Raw genomic sequence first — 21190 nt, forward strand, 5'->3', positions numbered from 1 at the left:
AATATTTAGCCGAATAAACTCATTTGTTCATCTTCCGGTAAATCTTTAAAACAACCTAAATCTCGCATAGTTGCGATGATGCTGCCGGAAACCTTGCAACGACGTTGTAAGTCTTTAACTGATGTAAACGGTTTTTCTTTCCGTTCCGCCACAATCATATCCGCTACTTTTTCACCCAAGCTGTCCACAGCCAAGAACGGCGGCAATAAAGCACCGTTATGAATAGTAAAACGACGGGCTTCTGAGTAATTAAGATCAGCCACTAAGAAATCAAAACCGCGCTGCTTCATTTCCATGGAAACTTCCAAGGCACTCATCATGTCTTTGTCTTTATTGCTTGCCTTGCGGTCCAGTGCTTTCAAACGATCAAACTCGGCACGCTGTTCACTGAGTGAACTTGCCATTATTTTCATGTCATACGCTTTGGCACGAATCGAGAAATAAGCGGCATAGAATGCCAACGGATAATTAATTTTAAACCAGGCAATGCGAAACGCCATCATTACATAAGCCACCGCATGGGCACGGGGGAATAAATAGGAAATTTTATTACAAGACTCAATGAACCATTCCGGAATACCACCGGCACGCATCTGTTCTTCGTAATCCGTTTCTTTTTGCCCCAATTTATTCAACTTATCAATCTTCTTGCCCTTACGCACGTTTTCCATGACTTTAAAGCAAGTAATTGGCTTAATACCGCGATGCATCAAGAAGTTCATGATGTCATCACGGGTAGAAATGGCTTCATTCAATTGGCAAGTACCATTTTTAATTAAAGTTTGCGCATTGTCAAGCCATACATTCGTACCATGAGAAAAACCGGAAATACGTACTATGTCGGAGAAACATTTCGGCTTGGAATCTTCCAACATACGCCGTACAAAGCCGGTACCACATTCCGGTACGGCCAAGGATGCAACTTTATCACCCATCAGCTGCTCCGGTGTTAAACCGATAGCTTTAGTGGACGAGAACAAGCTGAGTGTTTCCGGATCGTCAAACGGAATCGTTTGAACGTCGATACCGGTAATATCTTCCAACATACGAATAATTGTCGGATCATCATGGCCCAGTATATCAAGCTTCGTCATACAACCTTCAAAGGAGTGATAATCGAAGTGAGTCGTAATGATGCCACTGTCTTTTTTATTGGCCGGATATTGCACCGGTGTGAACTCATGCACATCCATATCGCGCGGACAAACCATGATGCCCCCCGGATGCTGACCGGTTGTATTTTTTACACCCGTAACGCCTTTGGCCAAGGATTCCAAAAAGCCTTGACGCGCTTGAATATCATTTGCTTCCGCATATTTTTTAACATAACCAATTGCTGTTTTTTCAGCAATCGTACCGATTGTGCCGGCGCGGAATACATTATCACGACCGAACAATTCTTCCGTGTATTTATGAGCGCGTGGCTGATAATCACCGGAGAAGTTAAGGTCAATATCAGGTACCTTATCGCCATTAAAGCCCATGAATATAGCAAACGGAATATCATGGCCGTTGGTGTGAAGCGGTGTACCGCATTCCGGACAATTCTTGCGTGGCAAGTCAAAGCCACCGGCATATTCACCCTTGGTAAAGAATTCGCTATGTTTACATTTCGGGCAAATATAATGTGGTGGTAACGGATTTACTTCCGTAATATCTGCCATGGTGGCTACAAACGAGGAACCTACGGAACCACGGGAGCCTACCAAATAACCGTCATCCAAGGACTTACGCACCAGTTTATGCGCAATATAATACAACACGCCGTAACCGTTGCCGATAATACGGGTCAACTCATAATCGAGGCGCTCCGCTACTACATCCGGCAAAGGATCCCCATAAATTTCTTTGGCCTTTTTATAACACATTTCCTTCAATGCATTATCGGCCCCTTCAATCTTAGGTGAATACGTTTTGCGCTGCGGTACCGGTTGCAAAGATTCAATGCTGTCATTAATCATGCGCGAGTTGGTAACTACCACTTCATAGGCTTTCTCTTCGCCCAAGTATTTAAATTCTTCCAACATTTCATCGGTAGTACGCAAATATAGCGACGGCGTCCGTTCAATATCTTTAAAACCGGATACAGTCAACATAATCTGGCGATATATTTTTTCATCATCATTCAGATGATGCACATCACAGGTTGCCACTACCGGTTTATTCAATAATTCGCCAAGTTCTACAACCTTTTTATTAATGTCAATCAGATACTGCTCATCATGAATTTTTTCACCGGTTTTACGGTCATACATTAAAAATTGATTATTTTCCAATGGCTGGATTTCCAGATAGTCATAGAAAGAGGCAATTTCCAATAATCGTTCCTGCGACTCACCTTTAATGATGGCACGAATCAGCTCACCCGCTTCACAAGCGGAACCGATAATGATACCTTCGCGATGGTCTTCAATAACGGCACGCGGTAAACGCGGACGGCGTTTGTAGTACTGTAAATGGGAAATAGAAATCATTTTGTATAAATTACGAAGCCCTACCCGATTTTTGGCCAATAAAATAATATGCGCGCGGGTATCATTTTCTTCATCTTCAATCAAATACCCTTCCACGCCGTAAATCACTTTAACGCCTAATTTGCCGGCCACTTCCTGTGCTTCCGGGAAAGCCTGAATGACACCATGGTCGGTAATGGCTACCGCCGGGTGACCCCAAGCTTTTACCGTTTGTAATAACTCTTTCACATTAACCAAGGCATCGCGGTCACTCATTTTAGTATGAAGATGCAGTTCTACGCGAGAATCTTCACGATTTTCCGTACGTTTAGCGCCACTTTCCAACTGTTGAATGCTACGCAATACCAGCGTATAATCACGTTCGAATTTATCATCATAATGAACATCGCCTTGTACGCGAACGGCTTTGAGTCCATTCATCGTTTTAAGGAGCTCCTCGCCCTCTTCGGCGGTATCCGTAAACTTGGCAAAACGGATACTGTTTGTGGCATCTACGATATCCCCCTTAATGAGACCTTTACCGGTTTTCGTTTCAATCATTTCAAGTGACACAAAGATGCCTTCAAAAACGACGCCGTTTACTTCTTCATTAACAGAAGAAATGCTAACCGGTTCGCCGTGAATAGCCGGCCCCAAAATCATGCCCGGATCGGTCACATCACGTTTAAAGCTGCGTCTTCGTTTTCCGCTATACTGAAAACCACCGCCTGCCTGTGCATCTACCGGCGTAGTCTTAGCCGGCACATAGTTACACTCTACCGGTTCATCATACATGCTGATAGGCGCATCCTCTCTTAATGCAAAGGGAAAATCGTATTCATCAAAGCCCGGTGGCATATCTTCTTCCTGATGGTTAAATTCATCAGGACTTTCATGCTCAGAGGCGTGAAAAATTTCATCCCAATACTTTTGATCCAACGCATCCTCAGGGATTTCAATCTCTCCGGGATCATCCATATAGTACTCTTCCGGCGTATGATCATGAATCGGTGCCGTAGCATAGCCATAGAATAAAGTATCAGCATCATCGGAAGCCAGTTGCCTTACGGGAATCTGCTTTATCTGATACCATTCTTCCAGTTTATTCTGTAACTCTTTAAATGCATCCGGTTGGGACAGCACATTTTTAATTTTTACGGTTTTATCCTTAATTTCAATCATAAGAGCCGTTTGCTTTCGCCGTTTCGGCACAATATGATATCGTACTTTCATGTCTATCCTTCCTTCAAATTTTTAAAACTCATTGTATTACTCCGACTTAGCGGATTCAGTTTTATCGTTATTGGTAGGTGTTTCTTTTTTATCAGATTCTTTAGCCCCGTCCTTACCGTCTTTAGCGGTTTCTTTAGCCGGTTTTACAACATAAGTCGTTACCGGATCATAGGTGGAGTTAAAGGAGTCAGTTTTGGTTCGGCCGTCTTTATACGTAATGTGTACCGTCGTATCCACACTAAGGCCTGCATGACCTTCGGTCGTTGTTTCCTTGGTCACCGACGGATCGATACGAGTTTCCACTTTATTCGGAATTGTCTGCTCATTGCCCACTGTAATAGATACTGCTTGCGGTTCATCCGCCGCAAAGCCTAAGATACTAATAGTTAAAGTATCACCGGATGTATGAGCCAGCACATAGATTGGATGGTCGTACGGATTTTTGAAAATAAAATCTAAATAACCGTACGCCACTGTAGCATCACGACCGGCCGCCATATAGCCTACCGGTGCAAAATGCGGCGTCCGTTCTACAATATCCATCCCCGCCAATAAAGCACTATTGAAAAGCGTGGAACTAACTTGGCAAATGCCACCGCCAATACCGGGCACTAATTTACCGTCCATAAATACCGGTGCATCATCGTATCCCGCTTCAGCCGTACGTTCACCAACAATATCATTAAATGAAAAGTTTTGGTGCGGCATAATCACCACATTATTAATTTTATCGGTAGCAATTTGAATATTATGGGTACGGCTTACATCACCGGAGTTAAAAGTAGTGGAATACGTTCCCAATACGGTATTAATCCCTTTTAATGTTTCAGCCGTGATCTTTGGCTTAGCCTGATTATCGATGACTAGCTCAAAACCTGATACTTCGCCTTTAGCAAGCTTTTCCTGTAAGCTAGCCACTGTCTTAGCAATATCGAGACGCTTACCCGGTACTTCCGGATGCAATACGACTTGTCCGTTTTCAACCGTCAAATAGGCATCATGGCCGGTATACCCGATTTCTTTACTATAAGTCTGCAATAAGGCTTCTAACGCCGGGACATTAACATCATATACGATAGCTTTAGATACCGGTGCCATCAATGCATGCCAACGATTCGTAATATATTCTTCCATAGAAGGCTCATACCCGTAAGTCATAAGGCTTTCAATGGTTTTATCTACATTCGGTTTTACACCGATATCTTTTAAAGCTACCGTGGTTTCCTTACCATCCTGCCATTTGACCTTCATATGCGTTGGTCCCTTGGCCGCTTCCGCTTCAATAATATCTGCCAACTCTTCTTTATTAGCTTGTGACACATCACGTTCACCTAAATACATGCCTTGAATGACATTGCCTGTAGGATATAAAAAGGCGCCCGTACTTAATGAAATTAAACATAACACCACACCGGCTACAATGCCGACTTTTTTCTTCATTCAACAACACCCCGCTGCCTATAACTTGTAATGAGTAAAACCCGGTAACTTTCTATGGGTAAACTCTAGGACTTGCAATAGGCTAAACATAAATCTTTAAAATAAGATAAGTCGCCCTCACCACGACGACTGTTGCGCATAACTTCATAGAGACCACGCAACAATTTAGCCAAGGCTCGTACTGACACGTTCCTTTGCCGGTACGCCAAAGTAATGGGATACGGTTTCGTAGCGGACTCGTATTTTTTAAATAAATCCTGTACCTCCCGTTCCGATAATCCCGTACCTTTACATTCGCTAACCATCAACTGCAAACGCAATTGGCCTTCAATATATGACATGGCTCGTTCCGATTCTTTGTTCTGAAGCATAAAAGGAAACAAAGCCAATAAAGTAGCTGCATCTTTTTGCAGTAATGCCTCTTTGAATAAAAAGATATTTTTTGCTCCATAATCACTACCATTATGAATTAAAAAATCCTGCGTTATTTTGCCTTTCGGCGGCAATAAGAGAAAATAACGGTCAAATTCGGTTCGCAAAAAGCTGACCGGCACATCTTGCCACAATTCCAATAAATGCTTCATATATTCCAGTCCGTCCATTGTTATGGTAAAACCATTTTGCTTACAATAGGACTGCAACCATTGGACTATTTCCTCTTTTTTTAGACGCATGCAGACCACATTCGTAATTTTTTTCAAAAACTCACTATTATGCTTAGTCCGCTTATCTATCGTATCATGATATAGAATTAACACCGGATTGGCACCTTCATAAGTAATCAATAAATTATACAATTGTTGCCACTCATCACTAACCTTTTTATTGGGCTTTACAAAAATAGGCGGATTGATTAAACAATATAAAGTTGGTTCACCAAATAGCGAATCTTCGCTTAACTTTTCACAAATTCGCCCCGGTCCGACTTCATCATTTAAAGACTGCACCGCCAAATCCTTGTATTTAGTTAAAAATTCGCGTTTCTTTTCATCAATGAGCTGTGACTCATCACCATAAAGCAGCAAAATTGCCATAGCCCCTCCTACAATAAAAAATCCGGGACAACACGTGTGCCCGTAATATATCTGGTTGAATCCGCCGGATCTACATCAGCGTAATTGCCGGAGCTCGGCCAATATACAATGGCAACCGGACCTGACGGACCGTCATCGCCCCTTGATGCTGTAGCGCTGTTAGTAGTTCCTACAATATATTGTTTCGTCTCTATTAATTTTAGATTGTTCTCGCTAATTTGTCCATTACCGAATAGGAATCCTCCCCTTGGTCCTTCCACCAAAATCTGATTTGGATACTCCCTAACAAGCTTGTCGAAATCTGCACTATTACGCCCTATATAAGTATCTTGATTCATATCGCTTTTATGTATTGCGCTCACAGGAAATTCCAAGCTATGCAGTAGGGTTATGATACTTTTTTCATTACCTTCATTTACCTCTTGCATTATAACACCATTGAGGCGTTCGATACCATAATAATGAACGCTGTTGACTATGGAGCTTCGCGTCATATTCGATACGCCTTTACCGCCTGTAGTCATATATAAAAAAGCTTTAGCAGTTTTTAACGGTTCCTCTTTAATGACTAAAAAAGCAGCTCCTCTATTAACCGGAATCGTATGAATAAAAACTTGTTCACTCGACAAATGAATTAAGGGTAAGAGAAGCACAATAAATAACAGACTCATTGTGATGTTTTCATAAAAAAGCGAGCGAACCCTCCATTCATGCATAATAGCATATAAATGACGACAACATATAACATATATAGTGCCAAGCCACACCGGCAATGCCCCTAACCACATAACCGCTCCCGGCAATGAAGCAATCGTAAAGTTTAAAAAGAGGGATAACCGCAAAAGGAGCCCCAGCAAATACCATAAACTGCCTACTGGAATTAACCAGTGCAAAAGCAACAGCACAGCAGTAGCCAATATGGCTAAATCCAATAAAGGACCGACAATAACGGCTGCCAAAAAGGATCCGTACCCCATAAGATGAAAATAATAAAGTTGCAACGGCCAAATTAAAATTTGCGCACTAAGGCATAAACTGATGGGGCCCATAATATAGGGCCAGCCTTTCGGCAAACGCTGATACAAAGTGCGGCTGAAGAGTAATATGCCATAGGTGGCACCTAAGGAGAGTTGAAAACTGATATCCAAGAACAAAAGCGGTTCATACGCCAACATAAGAGCCGCACTTATATTCAGAGCCTGCCGACTATGATACACCTCGCCTCGAATTAGAGCAATTCCCATAATAATACCCATGACAGCGGAACGCACCACGGGCGGATTGAACCCCACAATAGCACAATATAATATAACAAAGACGATGGCACCGTAAGTCGCTTTTTTCTTGGGTACCCCCATAATATGAGCAACAACAAACACAAACCCGAATAATAGGGCTACGTGAGAGCCGGATACAGATAAGATGTGGATTAACCCCGTTTTGGCAAACGAATCCATAACAGACGCATCGATAGCTCCATAGCCACCGCCAAGCAATAAACTCTGTCCTACGGCAGCCATTTCACCGGGTAAATTAGCAGCTATCTGATTCATCAGTTGCCAACGGGTCACCCCCAATAGATAATCGATTCTATCGTTAATACGCTCATACCAGTTTGGTCTCACCGCTGTATCAAAGCCCTCAAAAGTCCCTTCATATAGATTGCCTACGCGATGGGCTGCCAGATAACGGGGGCGCAAATCGATGCGACCTTCTTCGGGAGCCTGTAACAGTTTACTCGTCCTGCCTTTTACCATCACATATTGACCGGGCAAGATAGGCTTTGCCTTCATAGCTTCGGTAGGCGCCACATATACCATAAGTTGACCGTCCGCTTTTAACGGCTTTGACTCGGTGGCTTCTTTTTTTGGTATCATAGTAACTAAATCGCCTTCAAAGCGCAGAAATTCTTTATCTTGCAGGATAACTGATTCCGGCAAATTCAGAACACGAACTGTATATATTCCTTCAGCCCCCATATAGTAAGGGTTAACCTCATAATACTCGTCAATCTCGCTTTTTGTATGATAGTATCCCATACTCGCTAAAACCAATAACAATCCAACGATAATAGCTTGTACATAAGAAGATGTAATACCTTGGCGCACCATGTCCGTAGCACTTATAGTGGGACCGGCATAGATATAGCTTTGCTTCTTATTTTTACCTCCTCGCTGCCAAATCAGCCAAATGAAATACCAAATACTACAGAGAAAAACAATCATCGGGTTAGTGAATTCATAGCGTTGTCCGTAGGCAAACACGATTCCCCAAGCCGGCGCCAGCCATAGTATGGCACCCCATTCCGTATAAGTAAAAAAATATAATACCTTTTTACCTGGCGCTACAATTTTCTGCCATGATATTTGCTCACCCATATTACTCCTCATACATATAAACGTTTCAGACTTCAATTTGGCTCCAAATTTTTAAAAATTTTTATAAAAAATTTTTTCGTCACATCAATTATTAACAAAATAATCTGATTGATTGAAATAGATCCGCACAAAATATTTCGCTTAAACTATATTGTTTAAATCATTTTGCTTAAATCATTTTACTTAAATCATTTTTCTTAAAGCGTGCTGCTCAAACGGTAATATGGGGTGCCAATTTCTTAAACGTAGCGTCCCCAATTCCCTTTACCTTTTTAAGATCTTCAATCGCTTTAAAAGGTCCCGATTGCTCCCGATAAGCAATAATCTTCTTAGCCGTTCCCGGCCCCACACCGGATAATTTAGTCAATTCCTGCTCCGTCGCCGTATTAATATTTATCTTTTGCCTACGCAAAAGTTCTTCCGGGTTTCCCATGAAATTAAACGTCACATGGATATGACTGCCGCTGGTAGCAACTTCCGCCAAATTTAAGGTATCCACCGAAGCATACGGTAATAAACCGCCCGCCCCTTGAATCACATCGCCTACGGTTTCACCTTCGCGCACTTTGTATAATCCGGGAGTTTCCACAGCACCCGTTACATAAACAAACTGATTATCGCCGCCTGAATTGTTATTGAAATCACTGTTACGATTGTCCGTCGAAGTGCTATTAGAATGGCCACTCCCTTTACTACTTCTGTTTATTAGCGAACTATCGGCTTCACCATCATTAACACTCCTATTTCCGGATGTAGAAGCAGCCACCACATCGGATGTATTCATTTGCTCCGATGAATCTGATATAATAGGCCTTAGCACCACTAAATATAAAAATATAGATATAGCTAAAAGTAACCATACTTTTTTATGCTTTTTTAGCTGTTCCATTACAAAACCCTCCCAAAACTTAATTTTATATTCTTAGTTAGGGTTTCGTGATTGAAAATATAAGTCCTACTTAATTCCACCACTGGTGCGCATGCGCACTAATGGTATGAGTAACTAAAGATAAGAATCATAAAACTTCGTATGGACACAGTAATAGAAAGGATGTATTTTATGGAAACAAATCGTTTAAAAAATTATGCACACGCTCTTTTGACAACCGGCGTAAACCTTCAAAAAGATCAAACCTTAGTTATCAATGTGGATGTAGAAAACAGCGACTTTGCCCTAATCGTAACTAAGGAAGCCTATGCATTAGGGGCTAAAGAAGTAGTAGTGAATTGGCGTTCCACCGAAATCGGTAAAGAACGACTCCTTCATGCGCCGGAAGATGTATTATCCAATCCGGCCCCTTGGATTCCTACCTATTATCAAACCTATGTTGATAGAGGCGCCGCCTTTTTATCCCTCATCAGCGCTAATCCGAAAGCACTAGCCGGTGTTCCATCGGAACGCATTGCTATGCAGTCTCGTAACTTAAATAAAACGCTTGCTTTCTATCACGAAGCCATCATGGATTCCACCCTCACCTGGTGCGTAGCCTCCGTGGCGACCTTGCGCTGGGCTGAACTATTAGGCTTCACCGGTACCGATTCTGAAAAACTCGATACCTTATGGTCTGAAATTTTCACGCTCTGCCGTCTTGAAAACGTCGCTGACGAAGAAACTTTGCCAAAACATTTAGAACGCCTTGGCCATCGTACCAAAGCCATGAATGACTATCATTTTAAAACACTTCATTACACTTGCTCCAACGGCACCGACTTACGTATTGATCTTCCTAAAAACCATTTGTGGCAAGGCGGTGCAGAGGCTGCTAAAAACGGAACCATCTTCGATGCCAACATTCCAACCGAAGAAGTATTCAGTGCCCCTCAATACAATGGGGTTAACGGCATTGTGTACAGCACAAAGCCGCTTATTTATCAGGGCAATGAAATCAATGAATTCCATTTTACTTTTGAAAACGGCAAAATCGTTGACTACGATGCAAAAGTTGGTAAGGAACATCTGAAACACCTTATCGAAACCGACGAGGGCTCCGCTTATCTCGGCGAAGTGGCTCTCGTAGACCACTACTCCCCAATCAGTCAATCCAATCGTGTCTACTTCGAAACACTGTATGATGAAAACGCCTCCTGCCACCTGGCTATCGGTGCAGCTTACCCAACCTGCCTTGCCAACAGCGACGGCATGAGCAAAGAAGAACTGAAAGCGGAAGGCCTGAATGACTCCCTGACCCACGTCGACTTCATGATTGGACATGAAGATATGAATATTGAAGGAACGACGTTCGAGGGGGATGTTATTCAAGTCATGAAAAACGGAAGGTTGTTAATATAAGGCCTAGCTCCTTCAGCTCTCAAGAGCTTAATCGGATAGTTCGATTGAGCCTTTTTGCCAAAGAAAGAGCGGCAGCACCTCACGCAAACGTTCTCTATAAGCTTACGAGGACAAAATAAATAAAGAAAAAGCATTAGTAACCTCTCCTCCCAGGCTCTACAGAGCAAAGGTCGTTCAAGGTCACTAATGCTTTTTCTTTTTTATATAGTGCTATACTCCTACATAAACTCGCCCTCGTAAGCTTCTAAGAACGGAATCTTATGAAATAACTGCCGCTCTTTCTTTTAAAATAGTGCTACACTTCATACTCAACCTTCCGATTAGGCTCATAAGTGCAATAAGCAGGCGAGGCCATTATATTAACACCCGCCCGAGAACATGATAGAAAAAATCCCCCTCGTCCGTCGCTTCTTCAAAAATAGAGAGCTGAAGTGCGAGGGAGACTTAACAATTCATTCCCACTCCCCCAATATTAGCGTTGTAGTGCGCTTTGTTTTTTCTTGGTAATTCCTTCTCCTCTCTTCCTCCAATATTAGCGTTGTAGTGCGCTTTGGGTCTTCTTGACTGCGGTACGCATAAAAATGGGCAGTGAGCCGCATCGAGTTTTTAGTACTATAGCCCGCAATGTTTTCTTAGGCTCTAATATAAAAAAACAGACAGACTAAGAGGATTGTTGATTGCTGATTATGTAGCTCGCCATGTTTTTTACACATTATTTATTAAGACATAGCGGGCTAAGCACTAATACTGACCGCCTGACTGCCCTGTTTTTGCAATACCGCGCAAGAAGAAACCGCGCCCTACACGCTAATATTTACCGTGCGCCCTGTCGGTATATACTCCGTTATCTGCACACCGGCGGTTCTGAGCATTCGTTTCGAGGCTATAACTTCCGCTGTGTCTTTGTATTTATCCTGCCAATAAATCACTTCGCGAATGCCACTTTGAATAATCGCTTTAGCACATTCATTACAAGGAAATAAGGTGACATAAATCTTACTGCCTTCCAATGAACCGCCGCGATAGTTTAAAATGGCATTTAATTCACTGTGAACGATGTAAAAATATTTATTATCGTGGTCTGCATCGCGTCCCCAAGCGAATTCATCGTCGCTGCAACCAAGCGGCATACCGTTGTAGCCGATGGATAAAATCTTGTTATCCTGACTAACGATACAGGCGCCGACCTGGGTATTCGGATCTTTGGAACGCTGAGCTGCCAAGATGGCTACGCCCATAAAATATTCATCCCAACTAATATAGTCACTGCGTTTAGGCATATGACACCTCCTCATTATGCTATAAATGATATTGTTTCACGTATATCGACCTGTCTAACTTAAGCTTATACAGAAATATGCACAATTTAAAATTTAAATTGTGCATATTATCTCATATCATTCTACTAATTATTTAACAACAATATTCACAATTTTATTTGGAATAATGATGACTTTAGCTACAGTTTTACCGTCTGTAAATTCTTTTACACGATCAAGGGCCAATGCCTGAGCTTCCAAATCGGCTTTAGGCATATCTACCGGAATCGTCATTTTATCGCGTACTTTACCGTTAACTTGTACGGCGATTTCAACTTCATCGATTACAAGGGCCGCTTCTTCATAAATTGGCCAATCTTGCTGATGAATGCTGCCGGTTTTACCTACTTCATGCCACAACTCTTCCGTAATATGCGGTGTAAACGGAGCTAACATGAGCAGTAATTTTTCAACCAATTCATGGCCTAAATCAGCCTGTACTGTATCATGACTGTCTTTGAACTGATACATAGCATTAACTAATTCCATGATGCTGGAAATAGCCGTATTAAAGTTGAATTTACCGTCAAGGTCTTCGGTTACTTTTTTAATAACGCGGTGTAATTCACGACGAAGGGCAAATTCATCTTTCGATAATTTTTCACTATGACCTGCTTTAGCCAATTCTTGGTACGCATCAACGATACGCCATACACGATTCAAGAAACGATAAGAGCCTTCAACGCCTTCATCGCTCCAGTCGAGGTCACGTTCTACCGGTGCCGCGAAGAGGATGAAAAGACGAGCCGTATCGGCACCGTATTTCGCAACGATTTCTTCAGGGGATACAACATTGCCCTTAGATTTGGACATTTTGCTGCCTTCTTTAAGCACCATGCCCTGAGTCAACAAACCTTTGAATGGTTCGTCATAGCTTACAAGGCCCAAATCATGAACTACTTTTACGAAGAAACGAGAATACAATAAGTGCAAGATTGCATGTTCGATACCGCCGATGTATTGGTCTACATCCATCCAGTAATCAGCCAATTTCTTATTAAACGCTTCTTTATCGTTACGAGCATCGGTATAACGAAGGAAATACCAAGAGGAATCGATGAATGTATCCATGGTATCGATTTCACGACGAGCTTCGCCACCACACTTAGGACAAGTGGTTTTTACGAAGTTTTCAGATGTAGCCAACGGTGAAATAGCACCTGCATCAAAGGTTACATCTTCCGGCAAACGAACAGGCAATTCTTCTTCAGGCACGAGTTGTTCACCGCATTTATCGCAGTATACAACCGGAATTGGCACGCCCCAATAACGCTGACGGGAAATCAACCAATCACGCAGACGATAGTTAACCATCTTACGGCCTATGCCGCGTTCTTCCAAGTTTTTGATAATAGCTTCGCGTGCTTCCGCAGAAGGCATACCGTTATATTCTTCGGAATTGATAAGGATACCGTCTTCATGAGCTTCCGTTTGCCATTCGTCAAAAGTTAAGCTGTTATCTTCATTTTGGACAACCGGTAAAATCGGCAAATTGTATTTGCGAGCAAATTTATTATCCCGTTCATCATGAGCCGGCGAACCCATAACGGCACCGGTACCGTAATCAACGAGTACGTAGTTGGCAATCCAAATAGGGATATCTTTACCGGTCATCGGATGTTTGGCATAAGCGCCGGTGAAAAGACCTTCTTTTTCAACATCCGTAGAGGTACGGTCAATTTCGTTCAAATTGCGTACTTTGTGAATGAATGCGTCCAATTCCGCTTTATTCGGTTTATTGGCGATTAATTCTTCTACATACGGATGTTCCGGAGCCAATACGATATAGGAAACACCGTAAATCGTATCAACACGAGTCGTATAGACTTCAATATTTTTATTGATTTCAGGGATTTCAAAAGCGAACTGAGCCCCTTCACTGCGACCAATCCAGTTTTTCTGCATTGTTTTAACGCGTTCAGGCCAGTGGTCGAGTTTATCCAAATCGTTTAATAAACGATCTGCGTAGTCTGTAATCTTTAAGAACCACTGTTTAAGGTCTTTCTTTTCAACCTTGTTGTCACAACGCCAGCAAAGGCCGTCAATAACCTGTTCGTTAGCAAGCACTGTATGACAATGCTCACACCAGTTTACTTTGGCTTCTTTTTTGTAAGCTAAGCCTTTTTTGTAAAACTGTTGGAACAACCACTGGGTCCAACGATAGTAATCTTCCTTACAGGTAGCTACTTCACGGTCCCAATCGTAGGATAAACCGAGCTCTTGCTGCTGACGTTTCATATTAGCAATGTTTTCATAAGTCCATTTGCTTGGTGCAATGCCATGTTTAATAGCCGCATTTTCTGCCGGCATACCGAAGGCATCCCAGCCCATTGGATGAAGTACGTTGAAGCCCTTCATTTTTTTAAAACGAGCTACTACGTCACCAATGGAGTAGTTACGCACATGCCCCATATGTAAATTCCCCGATGGATATGGGAACATTTCGAGTACATAATATTTTTCTTTACTTTCATCATAGTCGGTCTTAAACGTATTGTGTTCAAGCCAATACGCTTGCCATTTCTTTTCAATGTCCTGGGCTACATATTTTTCGTTCATGCCACAGCCTCCTCAAACTCAAATTCCTCAAGTCTATACCGTTTTATTTTATCTTCAAGTCTTAAATTTAATTATATTACTATTATAACAATACCGTCAACATGGGATGTGTTACGATTCTTTTGTTACTGCCACTTTCGTAGAACTTGAACCAGTAACAGCTACGCCCGTTGAAGTAGCACCGGCTGATACTGTACCGGCCGTTTCACCACTGCTAGTAAAAGGATTAGCACCGGCATTCTGCTTAGTCGCAGCCGATTCGTTGCCATTAAAGCTAGGCAATTTAGTAATCTTTTTAGCCGTACCGTGTGGAACATTCTTTGCCGGCACCGCATCATTGTACATAAATTGACGGAAAGATGAAGTTTCAAAACCTTTTCGCCATGCTGCAAAGCCCGCTAATTTAAGCTCACTCATGAGCTCACGCTTGTAGGCCATAGATGCTTCGTCTTCAAACCACACTTCGGAAATGGTAGCCGACTTATTCCGCAAGCCACCGGCAATTCTCGGCTCTTTGCCGGTTTCCGCATAGGCCAATAATTGTTCACCTAATTCATCATTACCGAATCGCAAATAGTGTAATTTCAAATCATCATCCCACTGCACTCTATCAGCATAAATAGCTTTTAATTCCTCTGCTTCTTTCATAGTAAGCGTACGGCTCTTAGCTTTACCGTAGGTAACTTTCCCTTTATCATCTACGGAAATAGTACGCTGCCATACACGCATATAATACGGTACGCCAAGGACGATTTTTTCAGGTGAAACTTCGCGAGTAAGCGCCGTAGCATTGCGTTTTACCCACGGATAGCTGGCAACCGGGCCCGCTTCCGGACTGGATGCCCACACTTCGTCATAGGCCATGAGCACCATATAATCGAGGACTTTGCCTAAATGCTTACGATCGTATACCATGGACCAGTTTTCACTATCGGAATAGCCCGTTACATCCATAGAAACATAGATATTAAACTCATGAAGACGTTGTGTAAGGTATGTTACAAAACTCGTAAGTTTTGCTTTATCCTTATAATGCACATCTTCAAAATCTAAATTATAGCCGTCATAACCATAGGTCAACGCATACAATACCATATCATCCGCAATGGTTTGCCAGTATTTCTTGTCATTTAAGATTTTACTCGTTAAATCCGGATCAAACTGATTCGTCACCAACGGCCATACACGATACCCCTCGTCTTTATAAGTATTGGCGTACGTCAGGCTTACACCGTTTTTAACAGCCAAGCCTTTTTCAGACAAATCAAACCATGTTGGCGAAACAACGGAGGTACCGCTCTTCGCTACCGGTACCCCATAAGAAGCAGACACAGTAGGATCGAATACCCATGCCAAAGAACCCTTTATTTCCTTACGCGTTGGAATATCTAAAGCCCCTAAGGGTGCCTTCAATTCAATACCCGTCTTTGTACGAATCGCCTGTACGCCAAGAAGCGGTGATGTGGCACTCATGTCTACATATGTTGTTCCGTTGCGCTCTATCGTAGCCAATTGAATGGTACGTACACCGTTACGGCGATCGCCGTTGTAGCTCATGTCACCGGCACGACGGGGTGCCGGCAACGCAATATAGGCCTTGTTATTTTTTATACTGATAGTATTTAAATTTACCGTCTGATATACGCTTAAAGGGATAAATATATGGCCGTCTTCCACGATAGCCAATTCCCCCGCATCACTGGTCTGACCAGCCAATGTACGAATAAAAATAGGTTGCACCGATTCCGTGCCGCTAAGGTCATTGCCGGCCTCCTTAGAAACCGTTACTTTACCATTACTAGTAGCTTGCGATGCTTTATATTTTACAGAGTTATCTATTTTGATTAAACTGCTGCTTTCTTTAGTCACTTCAATAGATGCCGCCTGGGCGCCGGTGGCGGAAAGCGTCACTAACGCTGCCAATACGGCACGAGTCAAAATTTTCTTCATATACATCCTTTCTTTTATATAGTAAATTCCATTTTTTATGAGTTTGCTTAGCTTTAATAGACTTTTATTTATTATCAGCTGTTTGTACTCAACCTTAAAAGTCTTCTTAGGTGCTTTTACTCGACAATATATGTTTCATAGGCCCCCAATAGTTGCAAAGACGTGGCCAATTCTTTAAGTTCAGCCAGCGCCTCCGAAATTTGAGGTCCATTATCTAATATCTGAAGATCAAGGAAAAATTTATACTCACCGAGACGTCCTTTGGTCGGACGCGATTCGATTTTAACCAAATTGATTTGCCGTTTGGCAAAAATCCCTAAGCATTCCCACAATGAGCCCGGACGCAAGCCTTCCAATTCACATTGTAAAGACACCTTCCCCGTTGTCATAGTGGCATCAAACGTTATGTGATGATTTGGTTTTACCAAAATAAAGCGCGTCAAATTAAGCATATTATCTTGAATTTGATCGGTTAATTTAACCAAGCCGTATTTTATGCCCATAGCCTCGCCGCCAATGGCTGCTTTGGCTAATGACTGCGATTGAGCCACAATGCCGGCCCCTTGTGCCGTAGAATCCGTCACAATTTGTTGAGCCTGTTTAGCCTGTTTTTGCAAAAACATTTTACATTGTCTCAATGCCTGCGGATGGGAATAAATCATGGTTATTTCATTGGCCGCACTGCCCGGCAAGCCCCATAAATAATGGCGAATAGGCATGCAGATTTCAGCTCGTATTTCCACGCCGCCGTGTTCTGCCAAATAATCTATTGTTGTCAAAACCGTACCGCCCAAAGAATTTTCGACCGGTACGAAAGCATAATCCACATGTCCCAACATGGCCGCTTCAATAGCTTCATCAATAGTATTCATCGCCTCTTTTTGTATCATCAATGATTGACACTCACACAGACGATTCAGAGCTTCTTCCGTAAACGTCCCGTGAGGGCCTAAAAATGAAATAGTTATCACTCTTAATCGCCTCCTCCTACGATAATTTTTATTATAACATACCCCCTTTTTATTTGTCATAAGAATGGCGCTCCGTTATAATGAATATATACTATTTATGAGGAGGTAATTATGCATCAATATTTATTTTATATAGGAGACTTTCCGATTCGAGCTTACGGTCTGCTCTTATCGTTAGGTATTTTCTGCGCCGCCGCAGTAGCCTATTATTTATTTAAACGAGACGGCCGCGGTTGGCATGTTCACATGTTCGATTTCGCTATCACCACCGGTATTGCCGGTATTATCGGTGCCCGTCTTTGGGATGTGTTTTTCTTCGACTGGGATTATTATCAACATCATCTCTTAGAGATTCCCTTTGTATGGCAAGGGGGTATGGCCATTCAAGGGGGCGTCGTGCTCGGTACCTTAGCGGGTATTTGGTATGTAAGGAAACATAATATCGACACTTGGGCTTTTGCCGATGTGTTTGCACCGGCTTTAATTCTGGGTCAATCTGTAGGCCGTATGGCAAACCTCATGAACGGTGATGCTTTCGGACACCCCACCGGCGGTAATTTCGGTATTCTCTATCCGGAAACTACCCTTGCCTTTAAAACCTACGGGGCTCAACCCTTATGGCCGGCCGAAATCTGGGAGGGTCAAATCGATATCCTCATTTTCGTGGCACTGCTCTTATTCAATACAGTACCACACAAAAAAGGTCAGACTTTCGTACTCTATGCTATTTTATACTCAACGGCTCGTTTCTTTCTCGAGTTTTTACGTGGCGACTACGTAAATCTCACCATGGGCCTCAAATCGGCACAGATGACCAGTCTTACGGTTATTATTATCGGGATTATCGTCTTTATCTACCTTCAGGTAAAAGGTTCCTATGATACTCATCTCTATGGGGGCGACGGCGAGGGAGCCTCCCGGGATGCGTCAAAATTACAACCACAGAAAGCTCAAAATAAACATAAACGCAAATAATAGCTAAACAGTTAGTGTTCAATTACTGAATGCTAACTGCTTTTCGTTACAAAAACAAAAAGCAATCTACCTATAAGATATTTCATAGATATCTTACTCAGGCGGATTGCTTTTTATTGTGCCTTACATATTTATACCAAACTGTTATTTAATCGCGCCCCATAATAAAGGCTTTTATAATAATCATGGAAATAGCTGTATAAGAGGCCATAATAAGGAGACCTTCACTGTACGATGCGTTAAGCCCCACAATAATAGACAAACCTATAGGACCTCCTATTTGATGCATGGTGTTGGTAATTCCGCTGGCTGCGCCGGCCAATTCTTTTGGTGTGTCAAAAATACCTGCCGATGTCACCGTGGTTACAACCATGGCTTGCCCCATGCCGAGCGGAATCATCGGTAAGGCAACGGCCAGTACATAACCTTGTTCAATATCAATAAGCGCCGTGGCCACAAGGCCAAGAAGGATTAGTGCCGAACCGACCATCATTATGGTACTTTGTTTCCAATATTGAGATAAACGCGGAACTTGTAATGCAGTCATAAATTGTGGAATCGTCATCGGTAAAAAGGCTAGCCCCGCTCCAAACGGTGTTAGCTCATAAGCTCGTTGTAGCATTTGCGGAATTAAAAACCAATACGGCAGCACACTCATCATAAATAGTAATCGAGTTATATAAGCGCCAAACCGAACTTTATGGGTATATAGAGACAGTGGCATAATCGGAAACGTAATGCTTTTTTCACGCCAATAAAATAAAGCAAGGAAAACGATACCGATTATAGCAAACCAAAATCCGTTATTGTCAGCAGTTAAGCTGTAAATTAAGGAGCTGAGACCGATGACGGAAAGAATGCTGCCCAAATAATCGATTTTGCTGTTAACTGTTTCACTATCCTTAATATAGCGCCAAGTCAATACTACCAATAATAATGCGATAGGCACATTAATCAGAAAACCCACTCGCCAGGAAAATAGACTTGTTAAGGCGCCGCCGATAAGTAACCCGATACTGGATCCCAAACCGGCGGTGGTTCCGTAATACGCTATGGCTTTACTGCGCATTTCACCGATATACGCATCCATGATAAGAGCCAAACTGGTCGGTGCAATAATCGCACTGCCAATACCCTGAACGGCTCGGGCTCCGATTAGCATAGCCGCGCTCTGGGCGTAACCGATAGCTAAGGAACTGAGTGCAAAAATTACGAGACCCAGCTGAAAAATGTGTTTTCGCCCCAATAAATCAGATAAACGTCCGGCTAAAAGTAAGAAACCACCAAAGGTGATTGTATAGGCATTAGATACCCAAGCCAGATGAGTGGAATCAAGCTGTAATGATTCGCCAATCTGTAGCGAACTGGTAAACACGATGGAATTATCCATGAGAATTACAAAATATGATAGTAACGTTATGACGAGCGTCATACCAAACTTAGTATTTTCGGTAGCTTCAACAGAATTATTCGCTTTCATGACTTCTTCCAAAAAAAACATCCTTTTCTTTCAATGATAAAGAGTAAATGTAGATATGCTTACTAAAATAGCTGTAGTGCTACCTAAGCCGGAGCCTTCATGCGTAGTATACGGAATCACGGTTTTACCGTTTAAATCAACTTGATCGAGGAACATACGGACCACCATCGGATATTCGCCCCACCAAATCGGCGACCCGATATAGATAGTATCATATTGGCTTACATCAGGTATGGAGCCTTTGATTGCGGGTCTTTCGTTCTTCTCCCTCCACTTTTTAACTCTTCTTTAATCTCAAATTTTTAACTTCAGCCAAAAAATCTGATTTCCAACTAGTATAAGAACTGTTAGTATCATATCTAATATTCTAAAAATAGTACAATAGTGGTTCTTTATTCATGTATAAACAACACGCATACTGAAGTGTAATTTTAAAGAATTAATAAAGCAATCATTGCAAAAAATAATCCGCTCGATGTATTTTCCCAGTTAAAAATACGCCGAACGGATTATTTGGCAGAGTTCATTCTATTTATGGTAAAATAGTTTCACCTTAAGCTCTCAGCCTAATGTGACTACTTCATTCGATACCAAGCATATGATGCCAACACAAATAAGGTGTAGGCATCAAATGTCATCATAAAGTATAGGCTCTCGGCAATGCGTGGAATCATATGCACATGGACCAGACCGAGCACAATGGCCAACAAATATAAACGATGCAACCATCGTCCCGTCTGATATGACCAAAGCTGACGCATAGCTTGCCTAAAAGAATCAAATGTTGTTTTCGCTTGTTTACTTAACGGTGTGAGCCAAATTATGGCGACCAACAAGGCGATAACAGCTGCTACCAGAGCTCCAAGCCCGGTATATTTGATTTCCTCATGCATGGAAAAAGAAAACCAATAGTGTCCCAACGCAAGCAGTAAGGTTAAAGGGCCCAACAACCGATGCCAAGCCATAACTTCTGAAATGCGCAACACACGGAGCAACCATTTTGGTTTTGTTATTATATAGACTGCTAACAACCATCCTACATAAGCTATTACGCCTACATCATAGGTAATTAAGTTGCTCGTAGTCTCAACTATACCTGTGTTCATCA

At 42.2% G+C, this 21190-nt stretch carries 13 protein-coding genes and 1 pseudogene; 2 read left to right on the forward strand and 12 right to left on the reverse strand.

Translation table 11 applies throughout. The annotated features are described in order from the left end of the window. Positions 1–5: 5 nt before the first annotated feature. The 5 genes from QZL64_RS05685 to QZL64_RS05705 all read right to left on the reverse strand — a co-directional run bounded on the left by QZL64_RS05685 (position 6) and on the right by QZL64_RS05705 (position 9427). Positions 6–3686 (reverse strand): PolC-type DNA polymerase III, encoded by a 3681-nt coding sequence (locus QZL64_RS05685; RefSeq protein ID WP_021841039.1) that lies wholly within the window; start codon positions 3684–3686, stop codon positions 6–8. 36 nt (positions 3687–3722) lie between these two features. Continuing rightward, entirely contained in the window at positions 3723–5126 is a 1404-nt protein-coding gene (locus tag QZL64_RS05690) for a VanW family protein (RefSeq protein ID WP_021841040.1), read from the reverse strand. Between the two features lie 65 nt (positions 5127–5191). Beyond that, a complete protein-coding gene (gene holA / locus QZL64_RS05695) occupies positions 5192–6160 on the reverse strand; it encodes a DNA polymerase III subunit delta (protein ID WP_021841041.1) in 969 nt (322 codons plus the stop codon). An 8-nt stretch (positions 6161–6168) separates the two neighbouring features. After that, complete coding sequence (locus QZL64_RS05700) at positions 6169–8538, reverse strand: ComEC/Rec2 family competence protein (RefSeq protein ID WP_021841042.1); 2370 nt, start codon at positions 8536–8538, stop codon at positions 6169–6171. A gap of 211 nt (positions 8539–8749) precedes the next feature. Further along, positions 8750–9427, reverse strand: coding sequence for a helix-hairpin-helix domain-containing protein (locus QZL64_RS05705; RefSeq protein ID WP_021841043.1), 678 nt, complete (start codon positions 9425–9427; stop codon positions 8750–8752). 171 nt (positions 9428–9598) lie between these two features. Between QZL64_RS05705 and QZL64_RS05710 the strand changes: the two genes are divergently transcribed. Further along, positions 9599–10828: an aminopeptidase gene (locus tag QZL64_RS05710; RefSeq protein ID WP_021841044.1), complete on the forward strand. Its 1230-nt coding sequence runs from the start codon at positions 9599–9601 to the stop codon at positions 10826–10828. 800 nt (positions 10829–11628) lie between these two features. On the opposite strand, the gene QZL64_RS05715 is transcribed toward QZL64_RS05710, so the two are convergent. The 4 genes from QZL64_RS05715 to pheA form a co-directional block, all read right to left on the reverse strand. Next, positions 11629–12108, reverse strand: coding sequence for a deoxycytidylate deaminase (locus QZL64_RS05715; RefSeq protein WP_021841045.1), 480 nt, complete (start codon positions 12106–12108; stop codon positions 11629–11631). Positions 12109–12237: 129 nt separating this feature from the next. Continuing rightward, positions 12238–14706, reverse strand: coding sequence for a leucine--tRNA ligase (gene leuS, locus QZL64_RS05720; RefSeq protein WP_021841046.1), 2469 nt, complete (start codon positions 14704–14706; stop codon positions 12238–12240). Positions 14707–14817: 111 nt separating this feature from the next. Next, positions 14818–16656 carry a glycosyl hydrolase family 18 protein gene (locus QZL64_RS05725; RefSeq protein ID WP_021841047.1) on the reverse strand — a complete coding sequence of 613 codons (1839 nt, stop codon included), beginning with the start codon at positions 16654–16656 and terminating at the stop codon, positions 14818–14820. 116 nt (positions 16657–16772) lie between these two features. Next, the gene (gene pheA / locus QZL64_RS05730) at positions 16773–17627 is read right to left on the reverse strand and encodes a prephenate dehydratase (RefSeq protein WP_021841048.1); all 855 of its coding nucleotides are present in this window, start codon (positions 17625–17627) and stop codon (positions 16773–16775) included. Positions 17628–17738: 111 nt separating this feature from the next. On the opposite strand from pheA, the gene lgt reads away from it, so the two are divergent. Next, complete coding sequence (lgt, locus tag QZL64_RS05735; protein WP_021841049.1) at positions 17739–18602, forward strand: prolipoprotein diacylglyceryl transferase; 864 nt, start codon at positions 17739–17741, stop codon at positions 18600–18602. Between the two features lie 148 nt (positions 18603–18750). On the opposite strand, the gene QZL64_RS05740 is transcribed toward lgt, so the two are convergent. The 3 genes and pseudogenes from QZL64_RS05740 to QZL64_RS05750 form a co-directional block, all read right to left on the reverse strand. Continuing rightward, positions 18751–20094: an MFS transporter gene (locus tag QZL64_RS05740; protein ID WP_226974045.1), complete on the reverse strand. Its 1344-nt coding sequence runs from the start codon at positions 20092–20094 to the stop codon at positions 18751–18753. 18 nt (positions 20095–20112) lie between these two features. Continuing rightward, a pseudogene (locus tag QZL64_RS05745) lies at positions 20113–20343 on the reverse strand (flavodoxin); the annotation flags it as partial. 314 nt (positions 20344–20657) lie between these two features. After that, complete coding sequence (locus QZL64_RS05750) at positions 20658–21188, reverse strand: hypothetical protein (RefSeq protein WP_226977546.1); 531 nt, start codon at positions 21186–21188, stop codon at positions 20658–20660. Between the last annotated feature and the right edge of the window lie 2 nt (positions 21189–21190).

The organism is Veillonella sp. CAG:933 (genome assembly GCF_000431435.1).
Classification (GTDB): domain Bacteria; phylum Bacillota; class Negativicutes; order Veillonellales; family Veillonellaceae; genus Veillonella_A.

Bases quoted from the DNA above. Each gene is read 5' to 3' on its own strand.
- QZL64_RS05685 (WP_021841039.1), bottom strand. From the start codon at position 3,686: ATGAAAGTACGATATCATATTGTGCCGAAACGGCGAAAGCAAACGGCT.
- QZL64_RS05690 (WP_021841040.1), bottom strand. From the start codon at position 5,126: ATGAAGAAAAAAGTCGGCATTGTAGCCGGTGTGGTGTTATGTTTAATT.
- holA (WP_021841041.1), bottom strand. From the start codon at position 6,160: ATGGCAATTTTGCTGCTTTATGGTGATGAGTCACAGCTCATTGATGAA.
- QZL64_RS05700 (WP_021841042.1), bottom strand. From the start codon at position 8,538: ATGGGTGAGCAAATATCATGGCAGAAAATTGTAGCGCCAGGTAAAAAG.
- QZL64_RS05705 (WP_021841043.1), bottom strand. From the start codon at position 9,427: ATGGAACAGCTAAAAAAGCATAAAAAAGTATGGTTACTTTTAGCTATA.
- QZL64_RS05710 (WP_021841044.1), top strand. From the start codon at position 9,599: ATGGAAACAAATCGTTTAAAAAATTATGCACACGCTCTTTTGACAACC.
- QZL64_RS05715 (WP_021841045.1), bottom strand. From the start codon at position 12,108: ATGCCTAAACGCAGTGACTATATTAGTTGGGATGAATATTTTATGGGC.
- leuS (WP_021841046.1), bottom strand. From the start codon at position 14,706: ATGAACGAAAAATATGTAGCCCAGGACATTGAAAAGAAATGGCAAGCG.
- QZL64_RS05725 (WP_021841047.1), bottom strand. From the start codon at position 16,656: ATGAAGAAAATTTTGACTCGTGCCGTATTGGCAGCGTTAGTGACGCTT.
- lgt (WP_021841049.1), top strand. From the start codon at position 17,739: ATGCATCAATATTTATTTTATATAGGAGACTTTCCGATTCGAGCTTAC.
- QZL64_RS05750 (WP_226977546.1), bottom strand. From the start codon at position 21,188: ATGAACACAGGTATAGTTGAGACTACGAGCAACTTAATTACCTATGAT.